This window comes from Streptomyces sp. WELS2, assembly GCF_013870595.1.
Taxonomy (GTDB): domain Bacteria; phylum Actinomycetota; class Actinomycetes; order Streptomycetales; family Streptomycetaceae; genus Streptomyces.
In genome coordinates this window covers 1-22,786 of the sequence record NZ_JACBWZ010000025.1, presented here as the reverse complement: position 1 = coordinate 22,786, position 22,786 = coordinate 1, and the positions used below count along the sequence as shown (strand labels likewise).

Genomic DNA, 22,786 nt, shown 5'->3' with positions numbered 1-22,786 from the left:
GCCGTCGCGTACCGCCTCGACGACCGCGTCGACCGTGTCGACCGGGACCAGCGGGCGGGCCGCGTCGTGGACCAGGACGATGCCGTACTGCGGTGGCAGGGCGTCCAGGCCGAGCCGGACCGACTCCTGCCGGGAGTCGCCGCCGGGGACGACCAGGAAGTCCGTCCTCTCGGGCAGCGCGTGCGCGTCGAGCAGGGACTTGACCTCGGCGGCGCCGTCCGGCGGGGCCACGACGATCACCAGGGAGACATGGCGGGACGCGGCGAGGGCGCGGACCGCGTGGATGAGCATGGGAGTGCCGCTGAGCGTGCGGAGCGCCTTGGGGGCGCCCGGACCCAGGCGCACGCCCCGGCCGGCGGCGGGAATCACGGCGGCGACGGGGGTCTGCGCGGGCGTGGGGCGCGATTCGTCAGACATCGGTTCCTGTCAGGTTTGTGTGCTCGACCTACGTGGGTATGGCCTTCAGGAGTGCCGGGCGCGACGCCTTGACCGGACCCTTTCCGTGACCCTGGTCGAGCCATCCGCCCGGGCCCGGCACGCCGAGTACCGGGGGGGGTTGAAACCTGGGCTTCCCGACGCACGCCCAGCGGGGACGAAGATGCCGCAGCGCCCGGCGACAGGGTCAGTGTCAACGGGCACCGCGGCATTTCACTGCTGTGCTGGGCGTGCCGGAAGCGATGGTTCGCTGCCTCTGCGCGTCAGGAGGCGAGCACCTCGTCGAGCAGGGCCTCGGCCTTGTCCTCGTTCGTGTTCTCCGCGAGCGCCAGCTCGCTCACCAGGATCTGGCGGGCCTTGGCGAGCATGCGCTTCTCACCGGCGGACAGTCCGCGCTCGCGCTCGCGACGCCACAGGTCGCGCACGACCTCCGCGACCTTGATGACATCGCCGGAGGCGAGCTTCTCCAGGTTTGCCTTGTAGCGACGGGACCAGTTCGTGGGCTCCTCGGCATACGGCGCGCGCAGCACCTCGAAGACCCGGTCCAGTCCGTCCTGACCGACCACATCACGCACGCCGACGAACTCCGCATTGTCCGCTGGCACACGTACCGTCAGGTCACCCTGGGCGACCTTCAGCACCAAGTAGGTCTTGTCCACGCCTTTGATCTGGCGAGTTTCGATGGCCTCGATCAGCGCGGCCCCGTGATGGGGATAGACCACGGTGTCGCCAACCTTGAACGTCATGTGACAGGTACCCCTTCCGTGGCTATCCAGGGTAACACGGATACGGCGTCTTCTGAATGGCGTTTTCGCAGGTCAGGGCATATCTCAGGGCTTGACAACAGCAACCGGGACGTGCTGCGAGGGCCTCGCGGAAGCGGGTATTCGCAGGTCGGAGGGGCTCTCCGGCCGAGGCGAAACGCGTACGTCACACACCCCGAGGGGCCGCTCCGCGTGGCGGAACGTCCCGTTTTGTCCGGCTCCGGCAGTGCGACTTCCGCTACTCCGTTCGGTGCCCACGGGTGGATGTGAGACGAATCCGGAATTGATCACCGGCGGCCGGACGGGTGCGCCGTGATCAATTTCGGGGAGCACGGCGCATTCCTTCACGGAAATTTCGCGACGGCCGCCGAGAGGCGCGCACCGTCGCGTTTGAGGCGCGCACCGTCGCGTTATACGAATGGCGGACGAGCGCCTTCGCAATGTGACCGACAGGTCACTTGCCCCGCCGGGGTACCCCCACCTGGAGGGATGGACGGGGCTTGGGGGAGGGTCGGGTGCGGCGGCCCGGGAACGGCTCGGTAGCCTAAGGCCGCTGACAGACACTTAGGGCGGCTTTACAAGAGGAGCCGCCCGCGCGTTCAAGGAGTTGCCGCCGCCGTGAGCAGCAGCCTTCGACGCGGCGCCCTCGCCGCCTCCGCCATCGTCTTCTCGATCGCCTCGCTCGCCGCCTGCGGCGCCGGCAATGACTCGCAGACCCTGGAGATCAAGCCGGACAACGCGGCGACCAGCGTCGGCGCCATCAAGATCCAGAACGCCCTGGTCATCACCCAGCCCGACCTGAAGGCGAAGGGTCCCGCGGTGATCTCCGCGACCCTGTTCAACTCGGGCGACACCCCCCAGACCCTGGAGTCCGTGACCCTCGAGGGCAGCGGCACGTCCGCCGACCTGAAGCCCGCCAACGGCAAGAACGTGTCCGTCCCCGCGGGCGGCTCGCTGGTCCTCGGCGGCAAGGGCAACGCCACCGCGACGCTGCCCAGCGGCCGCGAGGCCGTCAAGGACGGCGACGCCCAGAAGATCACCTTCACCTTCAGCAAGACCGGCAAGGTGACCCTGAACGCCTTCGTGGTCCCGGCCACCAGCTACTTCGACCAGTGGGGCCCGACGGCGATCCCGTCCGCCAAGCCGTCGGCGTCGGCCTCGGCGTCCAAGTCCGGCGCGCCGGGCGCGAACCCCTCCGCGAGCGGCAAGCCCGGAAAGGACGGCAAGCCGGAGAAGAGCGGCGAGCCGACCCCGTCGGGCAGCGCCTCCGGTGAGGCCGTGGCCCCGAGCGACTCGGCCTCGCAGTCGGCCGCCGGTCACTGACCGCCGTAGGCACCCGCCAGGCCGACGCGACGCCGAAGGGCGGCACCCCGTATCCCGGGTGCCGCCCTTCGGCACAGCTGTGGACCCGTCGCGGCCTACGGCTCGAACTTGTAGCCCAGCCCGCGCACCGTCACCAGGTAGCGCGGCGCGCCCGGGTCCGGCTCGATCTTGGCGCGCAGACGCTTGACGTGCACGTCCAGGGTCTTGGTGTCGCCCACATAGTCGGCGCCCCAGACCCGGTCGATGAGCTGCATGCGGGTGAGCACCCGGCCCGCGTTGCGCAGCAGCATCTCCAGCAGGTCGAACTCCTTCAGCGGCAGGTCGACCTTGGAGCCGGCGACGGTGACCACGTGACGGTCGACGTCCATGCGGACCGGGCCCGCCTCCAGCGCGGCCGGGGCGACCTCCTCCGGCTCGCCGCGCCGGCGCAGCACCGCGCGGATGCGGGCGACCAGCTCCCGGGAGGAGAACGGCTTGGTGACGTAGTCGTCGGCTCCTATTTCGAGACCGACGACCTTGTCGATCTCGCTGTCCTTCGCGGTCACCATGATCACGGGGACGTTGGAGCGGCCGCGCAGCTGGCGGCAGACCTCGGTGCCGGGCAGGCCCGGCAGCATCAGGTCGAGGAGGACCAGATCGGCGCCGTTGCGCTCGAACTCGTCCAGACCGTCGGGACCGGTCGCCGCGACGGCGACCTCGAAGCCCTCCTTGCGGAGCATGTACGACAGGGCGTCGGAGAAGGACTCCTCGTCCTCGACGACGAGCACACGGGTCACGGAAGGACCTCCGGGGCGGGAAGCGAAGCGTACGGGGATGAGTCGGTGGATCCGGCCTCGTCGTCGAAGCCGGGGTGCTGCTGTGCGCGGTCGCGGGCCGCGCCCGCCTCCGGCAGCCTGAGAGTGAAGGTGGAGCCCTGGCCCTCGGCGCTCCAGACCGTGACCTCCCCGCCGTGCGAGGCGACCACGTGCTTGACGATCGCGAGACCGAGACCGGTGCCGCCGGTGGCACGGGAGCGGGCCGGGTCGACCCGGTAGAAGCGCTCGAAGATGCGCTCCTTGTCCTTGTCGGAGATGCCGATGCCCTGGTCGGTGACGGCCAGCTCGATCATGTCGCCGCCGGGCGCGGGCACCCTGCGGGCGGCTATGCCGACGCGGGTGCGGGCCGGGGAGTAGTTGACGGCGTTCTCGACCAGGTTGCCGAGGGCGGCGGCCAGCTGCCCCCGGTTGCCCCACACGTGCAGGTCGGCGGTGCCCCCCGCGGCCATGGTGATCTGCTTGGTGCCCGCCTGGTGGCGGCAGCGGTCGATGGCCTCGGCGACCAGTTCGTCCACGCGCACCGGCTCGGCGTCCTCCAGCGGGTCGTCGTTCTGCACCCGGGAGAGGTCGATCAGCTCCTGAACCAGGTTGGTCAGGCGGGTCGCCTCGATCTGCATCCGGCCGGCGAAGCGCTGTACGGCCTCGGGATCGTCGGAGGCGTCCATGACGGCCTCGGACAGCAGGGAGAGCGCGCCGACGGGCGTCTTCAGCTCATGGCTGACGTTCGCCACGAAGTCGCGTCGTACCGCCTCGATCCTGCGGGCTTCGGTCAGATCCTCGACCAGCAGCAAGACCAGGCGGGAGCCGAGCGGGGCCACGCGCGCGGAGACCGCGAGGGCCTCTCCGCGTCCGGTGCCGCGCCGGGGGAGGTCCAGTTCGACCTGGCGTATCTCCCCGTCCCTGCGGGTGTCCCGGGCCATCTGGAGCATGGGCTCCACGGAGAGCTTGCCGCCGCGCACCAGCCCGAGGGCGTAGGCGGCGGAGCTGGCCTTGACGACGGCGTCGGCCTCGTCGAGGACCACGGCGGAGGAGCGCAGCACCGACAGCACGGTGTCCACGCCGGGCGGGAGTACGGGATCGGTGTGCAAGGAAGTCCTGGTCGGTCGCTTCTGGTCGCGTTCGCTCCAGCGGAACGCCAGCATGGCGATGACGCCGGTCAGTACCCCGGCGATCGCTGCCGCTGCGGCGACCGCCGCGTTCACGTCCATGGCTCCAGGTTAGGCATGGGGTACGACATGCCCACAGCCGTCCGGGTGCGACCTCGAACACTCGTCGCCCAGAGTTCACCTTGGAGCCAGCATCGGTTCATTTGGGGTGGCGGAAAAGGACGCGTACGGGGCACAGCGTGGAACGTGGGGCACGTACCGCCGGTTTCGCCAGGGGGCGCACGCGTGATGTGACGGCCCCCGAGATCCCCGGACGACCACGCACGAGAGGGAACCCACAATGCGGGACGCGTACCACGAGGAACTGGACTCGATCGGCGACGGACTGGTGGAGATGGCCCGGCTGGTCGGGTCGGCCATCGGGCGCGCCACGACCGCGATGCTCGACGCGGACCTGAAGCTGGCCGAGAGCGTGATCGAGGCCGACCAGAAGGTCGACGAGCTCCAGCACGACCTCGAGGCCCGGGCGATAGCCCTGCTGGCCCGGCAGCAGCCGGTGGCCACGGACCTGCGGATAGTCGTCACGTCGCTGCGGATGTCCGCCGACCTGGAACGCTCCGGCGACCTCGCCCAGCACGTGGCGAAGCTGGCACGGCTGCGGTTCCCCGAGCGGGCCGTCCCGCAGGACCTGCACGCCACCATCCTGGAGATGGGCCAGCTCGCCCAGCGCCTGATGGCTAAGGCCGCCGAGGTGATCGTCACCAAGGACGTCGACCTCGCCCTCCAGCTGGAGCAGGACGACGACGAGATGGACCTGCTGCACCGCACCCTCTTCCAGCACCTCATCGACGACCGCTGGAAGCACGGCATCGAGACGGCGGTCGACGTCACCCTGCTCGGCCGCTACTACGAGCGGTACGCCGACCACGCCGTGGCCGTGGCCAAGCGGGTGGTGTACCTGGTGACGGGCGAGCACGCGGACGAGCTGCAGCCGGACATCCAGGCGGTTACGGGGGTGGAGGGGGCGTAGCCCTCCGGGGGGTCGGCGGGTTCGGGGGCTGCGGGGGTTCCGCGGGTTCGGGGGCCGCGGCCGATGGACGGAGTACGGGGGTGGTCGTGGGCTGGGGCGGCCGTGCCCGGAGGGCTGGGGCGGCCGAACGCCTCCGTGCGCCGTTGATGCGCCCGGCCGAATGGGCATGAAATGGGCGCGAGGGCATCCCTGCCCCGAGGTATTAGGAGGGGACCCATGGCCGAATCCCTTGGCAGCACCACGCCCGACCCCACGCAGGAGCGCGAGACCGAGCAGCCCGCCGAGATCAGGAGCCTTCCCCTGGTAGCCGCGTGCGGCTGCGGCTCGGGCTGCGGCTGTGGGTGCCAGTCGGGCAACCCCTGCCAGTGCGGCTGAACGACGACCGGGGCCGGCGCGAACACCCTTCGCGCCGGCCCTCCGCCGCTCCGGGTGCCCTCCCCGCCGGCGGGGCGCAGCATGGAGGTGCGGGAAGCGTCGGGCCGGAAGGAGGCGCGGGGCCATGGCCAGGTTCATGGACATCCACCGCGGCATGCAGGGCATCACGGCCGACCAGCTGATGGCGGCCCACCAGGCCGACCTCGCCATCGAGCAGGAGGAGTCGGTCCACTTCGAACACGCCTGGGCGGACCCCGAGTCCGGCACGGTCTACTGCCTCTCCGAGGCCCCGTCGGCCGAGGCGGTCCAACGCGTCCACGAACGCGCGGGGCACCGGGCGGACGAGGTACATCCGATCCCGCTCCAGGTCTGAGCTCGCGTCTTACCGATCCGGCGTGCAGGCCTCGGCGATCGACAAGCTGTTCTCGTAGAGGTGATGCCGGACGATCCGCCCGTCCTCCACGGTGAGCCGCAAGGCGAAGGGCCCCTCGAAGGCCTTGCCCGTGGCGCGTACGGTCCCCGACAGGTGCCCCATCAGGACGGCGTCGGCCCCGTCGACAAGAAAGGCATCGACGGAAGCACGCGCGTCCTCGGGCACGGTGTGCTCCATCAACTCCGTGAACTGGGCGGCGCATTCGGCACCGGTGGACCGCGGCCGGATCCACGGAACACCCGGGTTCTCGGCGAGCATCCAGTCGACCTCGTCGGCGAACAACTCCACGAGCCGCGCGGTGTCCCCGGCGACCCGGGCGGCGAGGAATTCCTGTACTACGGCCCGGGTGACCTCGGCGACGGCATCCGAACTCGCCCTGGTGACGCTGGACTGGTCGAACATGAAGCTCTCCTCACGGCGGCCGGGCCGACTCCCGGCGGAGGTACGGGTCGATGGGCTCGACCCTGCCAGGGAGGAGGGGGGCGGTCGATTACCCAGGAGGTAATGACGCCGACCGAGTTCGTCGCAGATGTCCGCCCCTGGTCGAACGACTCCTGGCGGAAGGCGTTGCGGACGTCCCTCTCAGCCGGCGATGCGGGCCGCCCGCTCACGAAGCTCCTCGGCTTCTGGGACTCCGCTGTACCGGCGCAGGCGTACGCGCATGTCCCGGAGTGCGGCCTGGACCTTCACGGAGCGGATGCCCTCGGCGCAGTCGAGGAAGTCGCGCCAGGTGGCCAGGGCCCCGTCGACGTCGCCTTGGCGGAGGCGGACGCCGCCGAGGTCGGCGAGGACGATGGCGCGGGTGCGGCGGCGGTCGAGGCCGTGGATGTCGAGGGCGACGTGGAGGTGTTCCTCGGCGGCGGCGAGGTCGCCGAGGCGGGCGAGGATCATGCCGGATTCGTGGGCCCAGCGGCCGGGGGAGTAGTGGGCGGCCCACGAGTCACTGGGTGCGTCAGCCTGCTTGCCGATGGCGGTCTCGGACAGAGCGAGGTGTTTGGTGGCCGTGCGGCGGTCGTCGTCCTGGGCGGCGGCGTTGGCGAGGGTGGCCTCGTAGTAGGCGACGGCGCGCGGGTTGTCCAGGTTGCGGCCGTAGTCGACGCAGGCTTCGCCGAGCTGGACGGCTTCGGCCCGGTAACCGAGGTCGACGCACTGTACGGCGAGGCCGCGGAGGGCCGTCGCCGACAGTTCCGGGTCTCCGGCTTCGGCGGCCAAGCGGTAGGAGTGGGCGTAGTAGCGCTGGGCGAGTCCGCGGAGTTCGGGGGTGTCGCCTTCGTCCTGGGTCATCCAGCCGGCGAGGTGGACGAGCTGGGAAGTGGCGGCGAACAGGTCGCGGCCGGTGGCTTCGGTGAAGCGGCCCTCCAGCCAGGGGGCGACGTCCTGGGTGAGGTAACGAACTGCCAGGTGGCGGGCGTGGCCCCCGCCGAGTTCGGAGGCGGAGTCGCCGAGGGCCTTGACCATGTGGCGTACGGCAGCCACCTCGCCCTGACCGACGCGGACGGCTCCGGGAAGAGCGGTCTTGGTCCGGCGCGTGATGCTGTCCATGTCGGGCAGCCCGAGTGCGGACAGCGCGTATCCGCTGGAGGCGAGGATGAACTCCCGACGTTCCACGTCGCTCCTTCCCAGATGCAGGACTGATGCCACGGTATCCGTGTGAAGGGCCGCAGGCGCGGGCTCCGGAAGGTTGATCGCCTCGGGGTCCAGCCCTAACACCTGCGCGATATAAGGCCACCAGTGGCCAGGGGTCCGTTCTCCCTCCATCCACCGTCGGGCGTGCTGACGCTGCAAGCGGCGCGGATCTCCGCACTCGGCGAGACCGAGTGCGCGTGCCAACTCCGAGGGCCCCCAGCCACGTTCCTGGCAGGCTCGCTTGATCAGTTCCGCGACGGCCGGGTTCCTAGGCACCCCGTCACCCTCCCCACCTGGATTACGCGGGATTACGCAGGACTACATCCTGGGCCCTGTCCCGAGAGTACGGACCGCCGTTCACTGAACATCACCCCGCAGAACTCCGAATTGCTCGAACGGGTCCCTTCCAGCGTGGTGTTGGCGCCTGCCCGGACACGTGAGAGGAACCGACGGTGGCAATGCCCACGAACAGCGCACGAACCCGCGTGATCCCGCTCCCCCGACGGCCCCCGATAAGCACGCCGGCCCGCCGGTCTTCCCGCCCCGACCGGGCCGAAGCTTCATCCCCATCTCGTCGCAGGTCGTCACCGGCTCTTCGCCGGCGTACCCGCAGCCCATCACAGTGAAGGGAAGCCGATGTCCACTCCGCCCAGCAGCGACACGTATCCCCTCCCCGTGTCGGTCGCGTTCAGCGGCCCCGACAACACCGGGAAGACCAAGCAGATCGGAATCCTCGCCCGCCGCATGGGCCCGGCCGCGACCTCCGCAGGCCCGCTCGACCACTACGACCCGCGCTGGGCCGCCATCAAGGCCGGCGGCATGGCCCGCTGGTGGTTCGAGACCGGCCCCGTCGAGGAGGTGGCCGACGTCCTCGCCACCTCCTACCTCGAACGCTCCCGGCACCCCTTCTCCGCGCCGGTGCGCCTGCTGGACCGGGGCATCCCGATGCTGGAGGCATCCGTCGCCGCGACGGTCGCCGTACGGGAGGACCTGGGTGCCGAACAGGCCGCGGACCGGGCCCGGCACCTGCTGTCCTCGTACGAGACCGACCTGCGGGCCGCCGAAGAGGACGAGCACGCCCTCGTCCTCCTGCACTGCGACGACCCGGAGGAAGGCACCCGCCGGAGCCTGGCCCACGAGGTCACCGTCACCGAGATCTACGCGGCGTACCAGCGCCAACTGCACGAGCAGATCAACCGCCTCGTCGGCGACGGTCGCTTTTCGATGGCGATCCGCATCGGCGACCGGCCCACCGTCGCCGTCCAGGACGAGGTGCGTCGGCTCCTGGCGCCCCTGCACCCGAAGGTGCCCGGCAGGGCCCTGGCCGGAGTGCACGTCACCGCACTGGGCGGCATGTCGGAGAGCGGTAAGAGCACAGCCGGCGAGTACCTGCGCACCCAGCACGGCCACGCCCGGCTCAAGGTCGGGTACCTCATCGAGGATGCGGCCGGCCGGGCCGGGAATCACGACCCGTACCGGCTCGGGCCGGTCGTGCAGGCCGAGCTGATCGTGGACGCCCTGGACCGCTACTGCCAGGCCCACCACTTCCTCGACTCCGTCAGCATCGAGTCGTTGCACGACTTCGACTCGACGGCCGAACTCGCCCGGATGCTCGGACCCCAGCTCACCATCGTCTACCTGGACGCCTCCGAGGCCACACGCACGCGTCGGGGCACCGCCGGGGCCTTGGACGTCGTCGACCGCGACCTCGTCAAGGCCGCACGGGGCGCCGGCAAGGTCGTCTCCCTCGCCCACGAGGTCATCGCCAACGACGGTCCGCGCTTGAAACTGGAGCGGCGGCTGGACCGCATCGTGCTCGACCGCCGCTGGCCGGAGCACCAGCCCTCCACCATGCCGGTCAACGCGCTCGGGCTCCCCGTCAACCTGGAGTCGTACCTGGCCGAGTTCCTCGACCGCACCACCGGACTGCGCCCGCTGATCGACCTGCTGGTCGTCACCGGAAGCGGCGCCCGGGGCAAATACCAGCACGGCTGGAGCGACCTCGACCTCCTGGTCGTCGCCGACACCTCCTCCCTCGACGAGCTGCGCCAGATCCTCGCGGACCTGGAGGCGGAACTCGGCGGAGTCAAGCTGGGCATGACCGTGCTGACCCGGGCCGAGTGCCGTACCGGCGCTGTCACCTCCCGGCTCCTCCACGTCCTTGCTCTCATCGGCAGCGGGGCGCTGGTCCCCCTGTGGGCCACCCCCGGACTGGCCCTGCCCGCTCCGGACGCCGCCACCGACATCACCGCCAGCCTGCGCGACGGCATCCAGGCCGCCATCGAAATCCGCCACCAGCTCCTCAAGGGAACACCCGACCTCCGCGCCCTCTACAAGGTCGCCGCGCTCCTTGCGAAGATCCAGCTTCGGTTCAGCGGAATCGAATGTCCCTCCGACAGCGACGCCCTCACTGTCCTCCTCGGCGCCACGCGGCAGGACACGAGCCTGGCCGGCACCGCCCGTACCGACCGGCCCGCCGCCGAAACGCTCGCCCGTCTCGTTCTCCAGGCTTGGCTGGACACCCTCCCCGAGGAGACGCGGTGAGCACTCGACGGTTTTCGACGACAGCGGGCGTCTTCCACAAGCCGCTGGCAACCAGTGAACGGGCCGAAGCCGAGGCGGAGGGATGGGCACGGCTTGCCTCCCGTATCGCGGTCCCGGCTCTTCACGGGCAGATCGCGTTGCCGGACAGGCAGCTCCTCGCCTACGAGGACGTCTTCGCCACCGGTCGGTGCGAGCTGCTCATGGGTGACGTGATCGCGCTCGCCGACCGCGATCCGGCCGTGCAGCCCCGCCTGGACCGCCTCGTGGACGGCGTCTGCGCCGATCTGCGGGCGGCAGCCGAGGAGACCGGAGAGAGCGTGCCTCTGGCCGAGTGCGTCCCGGACCTCTACCTCGACCGCGTTCGGCCCGGTAGCCGCCTGGACCGCTGGTACCTGCTCCGGGATCTGCCGTTCGCCCTGCCCCACACCGGTACGGTCCTCACCCTGCGGGAACTGGCCGACTTCACGCTCACCGCCAACGGCAGGCCGTTGACGCTGGACGCCGCTGACACCATCGAGCGCCTCCGTGGTGCCCTGGCGCCTGACCGTCGCTGGCGCTCCGGTCTGACGCAGGGTGACCCGACGGAACCGAACATCGCCGACCCGCTGTGTTGGCTCGACTTCGACTTCGCCGGCCGTAACACCGTCGCGGGTGAGGCCGCGAACCTGCTCTGGTACCTGATGGGGTTGGGCGGCTGGCTCGTCCCCCGCTACCAGCCCGACGTGTACGCCCGCACCCTCCGCCTCGCCCTGCCTCCGCTGTCCGGCCCGCGCATCGATCACCTGGAACTGCACCAGAGCAGTCGGCACATCGACGTCCGGTACTCCTGGAACACCGGCCCCGGCCGCACCGCGGCCCTCACCCGCGCCCTGGACGGCCTTCTCAGGGAGAACGGCAGCGGCTTGGAGGAGGTCCGTGCCTTCCTCGCCCTGCGCATCCTCGGCGTCATTCCGCCCGCCCGGCTGACCGGACACGACCTCCTGCTCGTCCTGATCAAACTCGCCGAGAGCCAGCATCCCCACACGACGCTCGACACCTTCTTCACCACCACACCGGCCCCTCACCCCGGCCCCGGCGATCGGAGCAGCAATGTCCCTGCACCTGCTTGAGACCCCTCTCCAGACCCGGCCACTCCAAGGCCGCAACGCCCTCGTCACCGGCGGAGCCACCGGCATCGGCGCCGAGATCGGGCGGGCGCTCGCCGCCGCCGGGGCGACCGTCGCGGTCAACCACCTCGGCCGGGACCCCGACGCCCACGCCCTTCTCACCGCCTTCGAGCGCGCGGGCAGCCACGGGATCGCGGTCAACGCCGACCTGACCGACCCGGGCTCCGTCCGGACCATGGCCGACCTCGTCCGCGCCGAGATCGGCCCCATCGACATCCTGGTGAACAACGCCGGCGCCTACCCCCGTGTCGCCTGGCAGGACACCGACGAGACCGCCTGGAACTACTCCCTCGACGTGAACCTCACCGCCCACTACCGCACCTGCCACGCACTCACCCCCGACATGATCGAACACCGCTGGGGCCGGATCGTGAACATCGGCAGCGTCAACGCCCGCGCCGGCCGGACAGACCTCGTCGCGTACAGCACCGCGAAGGCCGGACTGCTGGGCCTGACCCGCTCCCTCGCCCGCGAACTGGGCCCTTACGGGATCTGCGTCAACACGGTCATGCCCGGAGCCATCCAGGTCGAGGCCGAGAACGCCCTCCCCGTGCAGCACCGTGCGCGGCCGGAGGACCAGATCAAGCGCCAGTGCGTCCCGCGCCGTGGTCGGCCCGAGGACGTCGCGGCACTGGTGGCGTTTCTCGTGGGCCCCTCCGCCTCGTTCATCACCGGGCAGTCCGTCCACGTCGACGGCGGCTGGCTGCTCCACTGAGACCGACAACAAGCAAGGAGACGAACCGAAATGATCGAACGAGTCCGTGCCATCCTCATCACCGCCGACGACACGATGCTGGTCATCCGCCGCACCAGGCCCGGCATCCCCGAGTACTGGGTTCTGCCCGGCGGCGGCGTGGAACCCGGCGACGAGTCCCGCGAGGCCGCCCTCCACCGGGAGATCCACGAGGAGATCGCGGGGAAGGCTGACATCGTCCGCCTCCTCCACACGATGGAGTCCGACGGCGAGCGTCAGCTCTTCTACCTCGCCCGGATCGCGACCTGGTCCTTCGAGGATCGCACCGGGCCCGAGTTCAGCGCCGAGGGACGCGGCGAGTACGCGCTGGAGGAGATCCCGCTGACCACGGAGGGGCTCGACGGCATCGACCTCAAGCCCGAGGAGATCGCCCACGTCCTGCGGGCAGCCATCACTGCGGGAAGCCTCGCAGCCGAGGCATCGCTCTGAGCCGTCGAGTACGTCAGCACGCCATCGGGGCCGCCTCTGAGATGAGGTCGGCCCTGATGACGTCGCACGACTTACTGGTTACTGGTTTGGCGCCCCGCAGTTGCTTCCTTGCTGGCCAGCAGGGGGTCGTGGAGCGCGAGGACGTTGCGAGGTCCGCGGTCCTCGGCTGTGCTTCCTGATCCAGAACCAGCCTGTTCCCTCAGGGAACGCGACACGCGGCGGGATTCCCCCTTTGTCCATGCCGTGCTGGACGACCCGCTCGAGCCGTACGCCGACCACGCCGACCTCCTCGGCCAGCTCGCCGAAGCGGCCGACGAAGGTTCTGATCCAACCCAACAACACCGCCGAACCGACAATCCTACGAGGACGCCAACGCCGTGCTTCTCCAGCGCGCCGACCGGCTCGTGGCCGTATGGGACGGGAAGCCGCCCAACGGGAAAGGCGGCGGTACCGTTCGAGGGGGGCGCGCCGCGGAGTTCCCCGTGGACGTCGTCTGGCCCGCCGGAGCGTCCCGGGCAAGGTGACGCACCAGCAGCGGGCTCCCGCATGCCCCGCCCTCTCAAGGGCCGAGCACGGGAGTTCGGTGCCCTGGCGGTGTGCGAGGGGCAGGAAGAGCACCGGCTGGATCGTCCAAGTGATGCGGGTGCCGACGTGGGTCAGTGACACCGTGCAGGGCTCGGCGCGCAGCAGGGCTCGTCTCGTGTCGATGCGGCCGTCGTACATCCACTCCCACGCCCGGGGAGATTGTCCGGAGGGTGACTGCTACCCAGCGGTCCGCCTGCGTGGCGGAGTATGCGTCGAACGATGCCACCAGTGCCGGCGGGCCCTGCTTGGTCAAGCTCTCCGTCCAGCACTCGCACCAGAAGCCGTGCCGCCCCCGTTCATCGGCGTTGGCGGTCGTCGCGTGGGGTCCGGCCGGGTCACCGGTCAGACGCTCCTTCGGTCCGGCATTTCGGGCACTGGCAGGGCGGGAAGGCGCTTGAGAACGGTGGTGGGCCTTCGAGGGGTGGGACGCTGACCATTCCGCACTCCTGGGTCACGGCGCCGTGGCGGTTCACTCGGTAGACCGTGATGGTCATCTTGGCGGGCGGCGGGTCGTCCGGGGGCGGGGATGTAGCGTTCGTCATGTCGACGCTCCTTCGCAGCGTTGGCCGGCCCCGGGGTCGTTCGCGCGGCCGTCGGGGCGCATCTCGCCTCCTCGTCACCGCGTGGCCGTGACGAGTGGTGAGTCAAGGGTGACGAACTGCTGGAGGAGGAACGCTCACAGTTTTGTGAGCGTTGTGAGCGGCGGGGCTTAGAGGCCGACCCAGGTCGCCATGTGGTTGAGGGTTTCTGGTGTGCGGCGGGAGTGGTGCACCAGGCCGGTGATCGTTTCCCGGGCGGCCGGGTGGTAGCGGGTCTGTTCTGGGGCCAGGCGGCGCGCTTCTACGAGGGACTTCAACGATGACTCGGTGTGCCCGGTCTCCATCTCGGCGCGGGCCCGTTCGATCAGGAAGTGGGCACGGCGGGAAGCGGGGAGCCCGGAAGGCAGCTTGATGGTCCGAGCCTGCTTCAGGGCGTCGTCGTACTGGCACATCTCCACGGCGGCGGACATCTTGTGCAGGGCGACGTTGGCCGGGCCGAAGCTGAGCCAGTGCACTTCGGAGACGTCGCCGACGCGCTGTGCGATCCGGTGGGCTTCGCCGATGTGCCGTGCGACGGACGACTGTTGCTCGGCGCGGGCGGCGATGACGGCGCCGCCGAGGTGCAACTGTCCGGTGACGGCGAGCGCTTCTCGTGACGGGTCGTTCTGTGCGATCACGTCGTGCCCGGCGGTGATGAGGCGTTGTCCGATCCGGTACTCGCCCTCGCGGAAGTAGACCAGGGCCCGCATGTACTGCCGTACGGCGGCCAGACACGGGTCGGACGCGCGCTGTGCCGCCCAGTCCATGCGGTCCAGCGCGACTGTGGACAGGTCGTAGTAGCCGAGCTTCACGCTGATGTCGTGCGCCGTGCGGTAGGCGGAGGACAGTGCCTGCCACAGCTCGGTGGACGGGGACGACCAGGCCGTGTGGGTCAGCTCGGTGACGAGGTCCGGAAGAGCGCGGGCCGTACTGCGCAGGCGGGTCGCCCGTACCTCGGCGCAGAGGTGGTCGGCCGCGGCGATGAGCTGTTGCGCCGGCCGGGGTGTCAGGTCGGGGTTGGGGCCGAGGTCGTACAGGTCCAGGGATTCACGGATCGGCCGGACCAGTTCCGCCAGGCGGTCGCGCTGCAGCTCGGTGACGTACGGCTGGCCGGTCAGGACCGTCACGTCGATGCTGAGGGCTCGGGCGCAGGCGGCGACGAAGGCGGCGGTGGCCGGGCGGGCCCCGCACTCGACCTGGTTGAGGTAGCTGTAGGAGTAGGGAAGCCGCTCCGCCAGCTGCCGTTGCGTCAGCCTGGCCAGCCTGCGTTGTTCCCTGATGCGTGCGCCCGTGTGGTCGTCGTACCGAGTCGGCATGCCGGCCTCCGTTCTGAGCACCCACGGTCAGGGTACTGGGGGTGGCGGACGGGCCCCGGGTTTTCGTTCCTCGTCACCCGTGATGGTGGTGATCGTGTGTGGTCGGATAGGCGCATGACGACAACGCGTCCTGTCCTCTACCTGTTCGGCTCCGCCGCCCCACCGGTGTTCGACGTGGCGAAGGTCGTCGCGGATGCGCAGGGTCGGGGGTTCGATGTGTGTCTCGGACTGACTCCGACCGCGGCGCGCTGGCTGGAGCCGCAGAGGGCCGAACTCGAGCGGGTCACCGGGCACCCGGTGCGCAGCGCCTACAAGCTGCCGGGCGAGCCGGACGTGTGGCCGAAGGCCGACGTGATCGCGGTCGCTCCCGCGACGTTCAACACGGTCAACGCCTGGGCGCTCGGGATCACGCGGGACTTCGTGGTCGGCGTCGTCGCCGAAGGCATCGGCAAGGGGATTCCGATCGTCGCGATGCCCTGCGTGAACGCGGCCTACGCGCGGCACCGGCAGTTCGAGCGGAGCATCGCGGAACTGCGGGAGATGGGGGTGCGTGTGCTGTACGGCGACGGCGGAGACGACGGATTCGTCCCCAACCAACCAGGCCAGGGCAAGCCGGAGCAGTACCCGTGGCACCTGCTCCTCGACGCGCTGGAGGAAATCGCCGTAGCGCGATAGCCGGGTATCAACAGGATCCGCGACCTGCTGTCGGCCTGAGTCAGAGGAGCGACGACCGTGACCACCCTCGCGGTGACCGGCCACATGGACCTGACCGAGGACACCGTCCCGCTGGTCCGGGCCGCGCTGGACGATCTGCTGAAGCCGTACGCCGGCGACGGTGACCTCGTCGGGGTCTCCTGTATCGCCAAGGGCGCCGACTCGCTGTTCGCGGAGCCGTCCTGGGCGTCGGCGGGCGGCTCGTCGTCGTCATTCCCTCGCGGGACTACCGCCGGGAGAAGGTCAAGGCCGACCACGCCGTCCTCTTCGACCGGCTCGCCGAAGCGGCCGACGAGGTTCTCGTCCTGCCCAACGACACCGCCGACCGGCACGCCTACGAGGCCGCCAACGCCGTACTTCTCCAGCGCGCGGAGCGGCTCGTGGCCGTGTGGGACGGCGCGCCGCCCAGCGGGAAGGGGGGCGGTACGGCCGACACCGTCGTGGAGGCGCGGGCCGCGGGCATTCCCGTGGACGTCGTCTGGCCGGACGGGGCGGCCCGTCGGAGTGCCGGGTGACGACTCCGTAGGCAGCCCCCGGTATGCGCAAGCCCCCCACCTGCGAGAAGGTTCCGCAGGCAGAGGGCTTGAACAGTCGGGCTTACTTCTTCTTGCCCTGGTTCTTGACCGCCTCGATGGCTGCTGCCGCCGCCTCGGGGTCCAGGTACTTGCCGCCGGGGGTGAGCGGCTTGAAGTCGGGGTCCAGGTCGTAGACCAGGGGGATGCCCGTGGGGATGTTGAGGCCCGCGATGTCGGCGTCGGAGATGCCGTCCAGGTGCTTGACCAGGGCGCGCAGGCTGTTGCCGTGGGCGGCGACCAGGACCGTGCGGCCGGTCAGGAGGTCCGGGACGATGGCGTCGTACCAGTAGGGGAGCATCCGGACCACGACGTCCTTCAGGCACTCCGTGCGCGGGCGCAGCTCCGGCGGGATCGTCGCGTAGCGCGGGTCGTGGGCCTGGGAGAACTCGGAGTCGTCCGACAGCGGCGGGGGCGGGGTGTCGTAGGAGCGGCGCCAGAGCATGAACTGCTCCTCGCCGAACTCGGCGAGCGTCGCCGCCTTGTCCTTGCCCTGGAGGGCGCCGTAGTGGCGCTCGTTCAGGCGCCAGGAGCGGTGGACCGGGATCCAGTGGCGGTCCGCGGCCTCCAGCGCCAGCTGGGCCGTGCGGATCGCGCGCTTCTGGAGGGACGTGTGGACCACGTCGGGCAGGAGACCGGCGTCCTTGAGGAGCTCGCCGCCGCGGACTGCCTCCTTCTCGCCCTTCTCGTTCAGGTTCACGTCCACCCAGCCGGTGAACAGGTTCTTCGCGTTCCACTCGCTCTCGCCGTGGCGGAGGAGGATCAGCTTGTACGGTGCGTCGGCCATGGTCCTGAGCCTACCTAAGGGAAATCCGGGATGGGACGCGGACGGCTGTCGGCCACCCCTCGCCGCCGGCCCTCGATTGACATGATCCGCTAATTGAGTGGCGGGTACCGTCACCGCGTTCGTAAGGTGTCCTCGCCTGTTGGGCCACTTACAGCTGTGGGGGAACCTCGATGTCACCAGTCCGTGTCAGACGTGCCGTCCGGGAGTCCGTCTCCGGGCTGCCGCGCGAGTTCTGGTGGCTGTGGACCAGTACGCTCGTCAACCGGCTCGGCGCCTTCGTCGCCACGTTCATGGCGCTCTACCTCACCCTCGACCGCGGCTACTCCGCCTCGTACGCCGGTCTCGTCGCCTCCCTGCACGGGCTCGGCGGGGTCGTCTCCTCGCTGGGCGGCGGGGTGATGGCCGATCGGCTGGGGCGGCGGCCCACTCTGCTGATCGCGCAGACGGCCACCGCGGCCTCCGTCGCGCTGCTCGGGTTCATGACCCACCCGGTGGCCATCGCCGGTGTCGCCTTCCTCGTCGGCATGGCCTCCAACGCCTCCCGGCCCGCCGTACAGGCGATGATGGCCGACATCGTGCGCCCCGAGGACCGGGTGCGCGCCTTCTCCCTCAACTACTGGGCGATCAACCTCGGCTTCGCCGTCTCGTCCATGGCGGCCGGGTTCATCGCCGAGTTCAGCTATCTCGCCGGGTTCCTGATCGAGGCCGGGATGACCCTCGCCTGCGCGGTCGTCGTCTTCGCGAAGGTCCCCGAGTCGCGGCCCGCGCCCACCGCCCGGCAGGCGGGGGCGGAGGTCGGCCTCGGCACGGTGCTGCGCGACCGGCGGTACATGGCCGTCGTCGGGCTCTCCTTCCTCGTCGCCCTCGTCTTCCAGCAGGGCTCGGTCGGGCTTCCCGTGGCCATGGGGCGGGCCGGGTTCTCCCCCGCCGACTACGGCCTCGCCATCGCCGTCAACGGCATCCTCATCGTCGCCCTGCAGATCCCCGTCACCCGGTTCATCGAGCACCGCGACCCGCGCGCCCTGCTGGTCGTCTCCTCGCTCCTCGCCGGGTACGGCTTCGGGCTGACCGCCTTCGCCGGGTCGGTCGGTGTCTTCATGCTCACCGTGTGCGTGTGGACCCTGGCCGAGATCGTCAACGCCCCGACCCAGACCGGCCTGGTGGTCCGGCTCTCCCCGGTGCACGGCCGGGGGCGCTACCAGGGCGTCTACACCCTGTCCTGGTCCGTCGCCGCGCTGGTCGCCCCACTGATGTCCGGCGCGGTCATCGACCGGCTCGGCGCCGGATGGCTGTGGGGCCTGTGCGCGGTGGTGGGGACCGCGGCCGGTCTGGGGTACGGCCTGCTGATGCGCCCCCAGGCCCGGCTGGCCGGTGTCCACCGCCATGTACCCGGCGAGTTCGGTCAACCGGGCGACCGTGGCGAAGAGTTCGCGGCCGACCGCCTCCCGGTAGGAGCCGGCGAGCAGCCCGGACACCACGCTGTTGAGGTAGTGCACGACGACCGGGCGGACGTGCCCGCTGCCGTACTGGTGGTCGAGGTCCACCAGCGCCTGGGTCATGGACCGTACGGCGGCCACGTCGGACTGGCCCACGCGCGGGCCCGCCTGCCGGGCCACCTGGGTGTCCGGCGCCGAGATCAGCCAGTCCCGGCTGGGCTCGACCAGCGCGGAGGCGGCGACGGAGGAGCCGGACAGGAAGTCCCGGCGCCCCACGTCGCTGCGCCACAGCTCGCAGACCTGCTCGATGGCTCCCAGTACCGTCGGCGAGAACTGGAGGCCGACCCCCGAGGCGAGGTTCTTGCCGTTGGCCATGCCGATCTCGTCGATCGTGACCGCCCGGCCGAGCTTGCGCCCGAGCGCCTCCGCGATGATCGCCGGGGCCCGGCCCCGTGGCTGCTGGCCGCGCAGCCAGCGGGCCACGGACGTCTTGTCGTAGCGCAGGTCGAGGCCGTGCTCGGCGCCGCACATGTTGACCCGCCGGGCCAGCCCGGCGTTCGAGCACCCCGCTTCCTGGATGAGTGCCTGCAGCCGTTCGTTCGGCTGCCTCGCCACGAGAGGCCTTGCGGCCATGTGCTTACCCCCTGCGTTGCGGTCACCTGGAGCGTGTCGTCCGACCCTGCGGAGCCCGTGGCTCCGTCCCGGTCGGTGTGGTCGGGACGATCACTGCCCAGTAGACATACCGTCAATGCGCGACATGTGCGGTTTGCCGGAAGTAATGGAGGATGCCGGCCCACTCCCTGGCTACCCCGCCCACGCCCGGCTTCCTCGCGCGCGCCCCCGGCCATGCCTCCATGCGCCCCGACCGCCGGAACGATGCTCCTCCCCGCGCGCGCCCGGGGCCCGTAACTCCAGGTGGGCACGGGAGTTGAGAGGAACGTGGAAGAGACGATCGCGGGCGCCGAGAACACTCAGATGGCCGGTCAGATTCCGCGGCAGCGCGGGACATCGCTGCTGGAGACCGCCGTACGCTACGCCGAGGAGCGGCACTGGGACGTGGTGCCGGGCACCTGGCTGGAGACCGCCGACGGCACGCAGGGCTGCTCTTGTGGTGAGGCCGACTGCCCCGCGCCGGGCGCGCACCCCGCGCGCCCCGACTGGGCGACCCAGGCGACCGGCAGTGCGACCGTCGTGCGCCGGATGTGGCAGAAGCAGCCGACGGCGGCGATCCTGCTGCCGACGGGCCGGACGTTCGAGGCGCTGTCCGTTCCCGAGAGCGCCGGGTTCCTGGCGCTCGCCCGGATGGAGCGGATGGAGCTGACGCTCGGCCCGGTCACGCTGACCCCGGACCGGCGGATGCAGTTCTTCGTGCTGCCGGGGGCCTCGGCGAAGGTGGCGGACCTGGTGCGGCGGCTGGGCTGGTCGCTGCCCTCACTGGACCTGGTGGTGCTGGGCGAGGGCGCGTACGTGGCGGCGCCGCCCACCCGGCTGGGGTCCCGGGGCGCCGTGCAGTGGGCCCGCCGCCCGACCCCGGCGAACCGCTGGCTGCCGGACGTGGAGGAACTCATCTCGCCGCTGGCCTACGCGTGCGGAAGGGATCGCTGACGCGTTCCCCTGTCGAACACGCGCCCTGAAACTCCCTTTTCGCGGTCAACACCCCTCATATGAGTGACACCGCGCGATGAATGATCGCCGTGTGTGAGGGGATCTTCCTGGCAGGAGGCGGACCGCTCGGGGAAAAGCCGGTCCGAGGGGGATGACCCTGAGAGCTCGGGGCTCCGGGTCAGCAACAGGGGAGGACAGGCCCCGGCGCCACACGGCGCCGGGGCCCCTGCTCGTACCGGGCCCGGTTCAGCGCTTGGCCACGAACACATGGGAGGCGACGTCCGCCTCCAGCTCGGCCGCCTCACCGCCGCTGCCCACCAGCACACCGCCGGGCGACTCGGTCACGCTCACCACCGAGCCGGGCTGCACACCCGCCCGCCGCAGGGTGTACATCAGCTGCGCGTCCGTCTGGATCGGCTCCCCGATACGGCGCACGACGACCGTCTTGCCGTCCGTCCCCGCGTCCAGGTCGGCCAGCGAGACCATGCCCTCGTCCAGGAACGGGTCCGCGCCGTCCTTCTCGCCCAGCTCCTCCAGACCCGGGATGGGGTTGCCGTACGGAGACTCGGTGGGGTGCCGCAGCAGCTCCAGCACGCGCCGCTCCACGGCCTCGCTCATCACGTGCTCCCAGCGGCATGCCTCGGCGTGCACCTGCTCCCACTCCAGCCCGATCACGTCGACGAGCAGGCACTCGGCCAGGCGGTGCTTGCGCATCACCCGCGTCGCCAGCCGGCGCCCCTCCTCCGTGAGCTCCAGGTGCCGGTCGCTGGCCACGGACACCAGGCCGTCGCGCTCCATGCGCGCCACCGTCTGGCTGACCGTCGGCCCGCTCTGGTCCAGCCGCTCCGCGATGCGGGCGCGCATGGGGACGACGCCTTCCTCTTCGAGTTCGAGGATGGTGCGGAGATACATCTCCGTGGTGTCGATCAGTCCGGACATACGTGCCCCTCGATTACCTCTGCCGGCAGCCCGGCGCGTGCGCGGCCCCCTGTGCATCAATTCTGCCGGATCCCACTGACAACCGGGCGGCACCGGGGAGACAGGGCTGTTGGGAGGGGGCTACGGGCCGTTATTGGAGACGAGTGCGCGGAGCGGTCGCGCCCGCGCGGGCCGATCGTAGCGTGGCACCGGTCCCGACGGCGGATCGCGGCCACGGGCCACGGGCACACCGACCGCCACCACCCGAAGCCGCCTCCGGATACGGGCCGGGGACCGGGCACCTGCGCGCGGGGCGACCGTCGGGCGGGAGCGGAGGGCGGCCGGTCATCGCCACGCGGGAAGCCGACGGGTTCGGACACGGAGAGGGGCCGCTCTTCACCACGGAAGGCAGCCATCGGGCAGGGAGGCGGAGGGAAACCGGCGTCCGCCACCCGGGGCAGCCCTCGGCCGGCCTCCGGCACACGGGACAGCCGTCGGCCGTCTTCGGCGCGCGGAGCAGCCGGCGCGTGGGGGCGGCGTTGGGTCCGCGGGTGGGTGGGCGAGGCCGGTCGCCTCCGCGCCGGGTCGGTGCGCGGGGCGGTTCGGTGAGCGGGGCCGTCGTGTGCCTGCCGGGCACGTGCCCGCGGCCGTATTGACACCGCGATGGTCCAGACCGCACCGTGATCCGCGACACAGACGCTGCGAAGGGGCACCGCATGAGCGACGGCACGCCTGCCGACCTGTTCTTCGACGCCGCCATCGGCCTGCTGCAACGGGTCCGCGACGAGGAGGCCGAGGCGATCGCCGCGGCCGGCACCCTGCTCGCCGACACCGTCGCGGCCGGCGGCCGCCTGTTCGCGTTCGGCGCCGGACACTCCTCGCTGGCCGCCCAGGACGTCGTCTACCGCGCGGGCGGCCTCGCCCTGATGAACCTGCTCGCCGTCCCCGGAGTCGTCGGCGTCGACGTCACCCCGGCCACCCTCGGCTCCGCCCTGGAACGGGTCGACGGCCTGGCGGGTGCCGTCCTGGACACCTCGCCGGTGCGCGCCGGGGACACCCTGGTGATCGTCTCCCTCTCCGGCCGCAACGCCCTGCCCGTGGAGATGGCCCTGGGCGCCCGCGACCGCGGCCTGAAGGTCGTCGGCGTGACCTCGGTGGCGTACGCGGCCGAGACCACGTCCCGGCACGCCTCCGGCACCTTCCTGAAGGACCACTGCGACATCGTCCTGGACTCCAAGATCGCCGTGGGGGACGCGGAACTCACCCTGGACACCATCCCGGCGCCCTTCGCCCCCGCCTCCACGGTCGTCACCACCGCCCTGCTCCAGGCCGTCATGGCGACCACCGCCGCCGCCCTCGCCGACCGCGGCATCGAGCCGCCGCTGCTGCGCTCCGGCAACGTCGACGGCGGGCACGAGTGGAACGGCCGGGTGATGGCGCAGTACGGCGACCGGATCTTCTACCGCCGCTGACCC

The 22,786-nt window shown here is 70.9% G+C and carries 20 protein-coding genes and 4 pseudogenes; 13 read left to right on the top strand and 11 right to left on the bottom strand.

The window, feature by feature from the left end:
* Together H5J33_RS03235 and H5J33_RS03230 are read right to left on the bottom strand one after the other, a co-directional pair.
* Window positions 1–417 (bottom strand): 2-C-methyl-D-erythritol 4-phosphate cytidylyltransferase (locus tag H5J33_RS03235; RefSeq protein ID WP_181793264.1); only part of this gene is annotated, 417 nt, incomplete at its 3' end.
* 281 nt (window positions 418–698) lie between these two features.
* Window positions 699–1,181: a CarD family transcriptional regulator gene (locus tag H5J33_RS03230; RefSeq protein ID WP_003953493.1), complete on the bottom strand. Its 483-nt coding sequence runs from the start codon at window positions 1,179–1,181 to the stop codon at window positions 699–701.
* Window positions 1,182–1,817: 636 nt separating this feature from the next.
* Here H5J33_RS03230 and H5J33_RS03225 point away from each other — a divergent pair.
* Window positions 1,818–2,522 carry a DUF461 domain-containing protein gene (locus H5J33_RS03225; protein WP_181793263.1) on the top strand — a complete coding sequence of 235 codons (705 nt, stop codon included), beginning with the start codon at window positions 1,818–1,820 and terminating at the stop codon, window positions 2,520–2,522.
* Window positions 2,523–2,617: 95 nt separating this feature from the next.
* Here the strand turns inward: H5J33_RS03225 and H5J33_RS03220 are convergent, their stop codons facing one another.
* The gene (locus tag H5J33_RS03220; RefSeq protein ID WP_030612283.1) at window positions 2,618–3,298 is read right to left on the bottom strand and encodes a response regulator transcription factor; all 681 of its coding nucleotides are present in this window, start codon (window positions 3,296–3,298) and stop codon (window positions 2,618–2,620) included.
* Window positions 3,295–4,545 carry a cell wall metabolism sensor histidine kinase WalK gene (locus tag H5J33_RS03215; RefSeq protein WP_181793262.1) on the bottom strand — a complete coding sequence of 417 codons (1,251 nt, stop codon included), beginning with the start codon at window positions 4,543–4,545 and terminating at the stop codon, window positions 3,295–3,297. Before H5J33_RS03215 ends, H5J33_RS03220 begins: the two co-directional genes overlap by 4 nt.
* Before the next feature lie 238 nt (window positions 4,546–4,783).
* On the opposite strand from H5J33_RS03215, the gene phoU reads away from it, so the two are divergent.
* From phoU to H5J33_RS03200, 3 genes are all read left to right on the top strand, one after another.
* The gene (phoU, locus tag H5J33_RS03210) at window positions 4,784–5,473 is read left to right on the top strand and encodes a phosphate signaling complex protein PhoU (protein ID WP_181793261.1); all 690 of its coding nucleotides are present in this window, start codon (window positions 4,784–4,786) and stop codon (window positions 5,471–5,473) included.
* A 216-nt stretch (window positions 5,474–5,689) separates the two neighbouring features.
* On the top strand, window positions 5,690–5,848 hold the full coding sequence (locus H5J33_RS03205) for a hypothetical protein (protein WP_167346036.1): 159 nt from the start codon (window positions 5,690–5,692) through the stop codon (window positions 5,846–5,848).
* 124 nt (window positions 5,849–5,972) lie between these two features.
* Window positions 5,973–6,221, top strand: a complete 249-nt coding sequence (locus tag H5J33_RS03200; RefSeq protein ID WP_181793260.1) for an SCO4226 family nickel-binding protein — start codon at window positions 5,973–5,975, stop codon at window positions 6,219–6,221.
* Window positions 6,222–6,230: 9 nt separating this feature from the next.
* Here the strand turns inward: H5J33_RS03200 and H5J33_RS03195 are convergent, their stop codons facing one another.
* Window positions 6,231–6,683 (bottom strand): nuclear transport factor 2 family protein, encoded by a 453-nt coding sequence (locus tag H5J33_RS03195; protein ID WP_181793259.1) that lies wholly within the window; start codon window positions 6,681–6,683, stop codon window positions 6,231–6,233.
* 180 nt (window positions 6,684–6,863) lie between these two features.
* Entirely contained in the window at window positions 6,864–7,889 is a 1,026-nt protein-coding gene (locus H5J33_RS03190; RefSeq protein WP_181793258.1) for a tetratricopeptide repeat protein, read from the bottom strand.
* A 654-nt stretch (window positions 7,890–8,543) separates the two neighbouring features.
* Here H5J33_RS03190 and H5J33_RS03185 point away from each other — a divergent pair.
* From H5J33_RS03185 to H5J33_RS03170, 4 genes are read left to right on the top strand one after another with little or no spacing between them, the layout of a single operon-like run.
* Window positions 8,544–10,451, top strand: coding sequence for a nucleotidyltransferase domain-containing protein (locus H5J33_RS03185; RefSeq protein ID WP_181793257.1), 1,908 nt, complete (start codon window positions 8,544–8,546; stop codon window positions 10,449–10,451).
* Window positions 10,448–11,560, top strand: coding sequence for a hypothetical protein (locus tag H5J33_RS03180; RefSeq protein WP_181793256.1), 1,113 nt, complete (start codon window positions 10,448–10,450; stop codon window positions 11,558–11,560). The genes H5J33_RS03185 and H5J33_RS03180 overlap by 4 nt, the downstream gene beginning before the upstream one ends.
* Window positions 11,541–12,332 (top strand): SDR family NAD(P)-dependent oxidoreductase, encoded by a 792-nt coding sequence (locus H5J33_RS03175; RefSeq protein ID WP_181793255.1) that lies wholly within the window; start codon window positions 11,541–11,543, stop codon window positions 12,330–12,332. The genes H5J33_RS03180 and H5J33_RS03175 overlap by 20 nt, the downstream gene beginning before the upstream one ends.
* A gap of 30 nt (window positions 12,333–12,362) precedes the next feature.
* Window positions 12,363–12,800 carry an NUDIX domain-containing protein gene (locus tag H5J33_RS03170; protein ID WP_181793254.1) on the top strand — a complete coding sequence of 146 codons (438 nt, stop codon included), beginning with the start codon at window positions 12,363–12,365 and terminating at the stop codon, window positions 12,798–12,800.
* 558 nt (window positions 12,801–13,358) lie between these two features.
* On the opposite strand, the pseudogene H5J33_RS37105 reads toward H5J33_RS03170, so the two are convergent.
* Window positions 13,359–13,638, bottom strand: a pseudogene (locus tag H5J33_RS37105) (hypothetical protein); the annotation flags it as partial.
* A 456-nt stretch (window positions 13,639–14,094) separates the two neighbouring features.
* Complete coding sequence (locus H5J33_RS03165; RefSeq protein ID WP_181793253.1) at window positions 14,095–15,279, bottom strand: helix-turn-helix domain-containing protein; 1,185 nt, start codon at window positions 15,277–15,279, stop codon at window positions 14,095–14,097.
* 114 nt (window positions 15,280–15,393) lie between these two features.
* On the opposite strand from H5J33_RS03165, the gene H5J33_RS03160 reads away from it, so the two are divergent.
* Window positions 15,394–15,954 (top strand): flavoprotein, encoded by a 561-nt coding sequence (locus H5J33_RS03160; protein ID WP_181793252.1) that lies wholly within the window; start codon window positions 15,394–15,396, stop codon window positions 15,952–15,954.
* Window positions 15,955–16,011: 57 nt separating this feature from the next.
* Window positions 16,012–16,508: pseudogene (locus H5J33_RS37100) on the top strand (hypothetical protein).
* An 82-nt stretch (window positions 16,509–16,590) separates the two neighbouring features.
* Here H5J33_RS37100 and H5J33_RS03155 read toward each other — a convergent pair.
* Window positions 16,591–17,352, bottom strand: coding sequence for a phosphoglyceromutase (locus tag H5J33_RS03155; protein WP_181793251.1), 762 nt, complete (start codon window positions 17,350–17,352; stop codon window positions 16,591–16,593).
* 170 nt (window positions 17,353–17,522) lie between these two features.
* On the opposite strand from H5J33_RS03155, the pseudogene H5J33_RS03150 reads away from it, so the two are divergent.
* Window positions 17,523–18,704, top strand: a pseudogene (locus H5J33_RS03150) (MDR family MFS transporter); the annotation flags it as partial.
* A 3-nt stretch (window positions 18,705–18,707) separates the two neighbouring features.
* Here the strand turns inward: H5J33_RS03150 and H5J33_RS03145 are convergent.
* A pseudogene (locus H5J33_RS03145) lies at window positions 18,708–19,421 on the bottom strand (transcriptional regulator); the annotation flags it as partial.
* A 306-nt stretch (window positions 19,422–19,727) separates the two neighbouring features.
* Between H5J33_RS03145 and H5J33_RS03140 the strand changes: the two are divergent.
* Window positions 19,728–20,393 carry a bifunctional DNA primase/polymerase gene (locus H5J33_RS03140; RefSeq protein ID WP_181793250.1) on the top strand — a complete coding sequence of 222 codons (666 nt, stop codon included), beginning with the start codon at window positions 19,728–19,730 and terminating at the stop codon, window positions 20,391–20,393.
* A gap of 246 nt (window positions 20,394–20,639) precedes the next feature.
* Here the strand turns inward: H5J33_RS03140 and H5J33_RS03135 are convergent, their stop codons facing one another.
* Window positions 20,640–21,332 (bottom strand): metal-dependent transcriptional regulator, encoded by a 693-nt coding sequence (locus H5J33_RS03135; RefSeq protein ID WP_030611974.1) that lies wholly within the window; start codon window positions 21,330–21,332, stop codon window positions 20,640–20,642.
* A gap of 695 nt (window positions 21,333–22,027) precedes the next feature.
* On the opposite strand from H5J33_RS03135, the gene H5J33_RS03130 reads away from it, so the two are divergent.
* Window positions 22,028–22,783 carry an SIS domain-containing protein gene (locus tag H5J33_RS03130; protein WP_181793249.1) on the top strand — a complete coding sequence of 252 codons (756 nt, stop codon included), beginning with the start codon at window positions 22,028–22,030 and terminating at the stop codon, window positions 22,781–22,783.
* Window positions 22,784–22,786 lie beyond the last annotated feature (3 nt).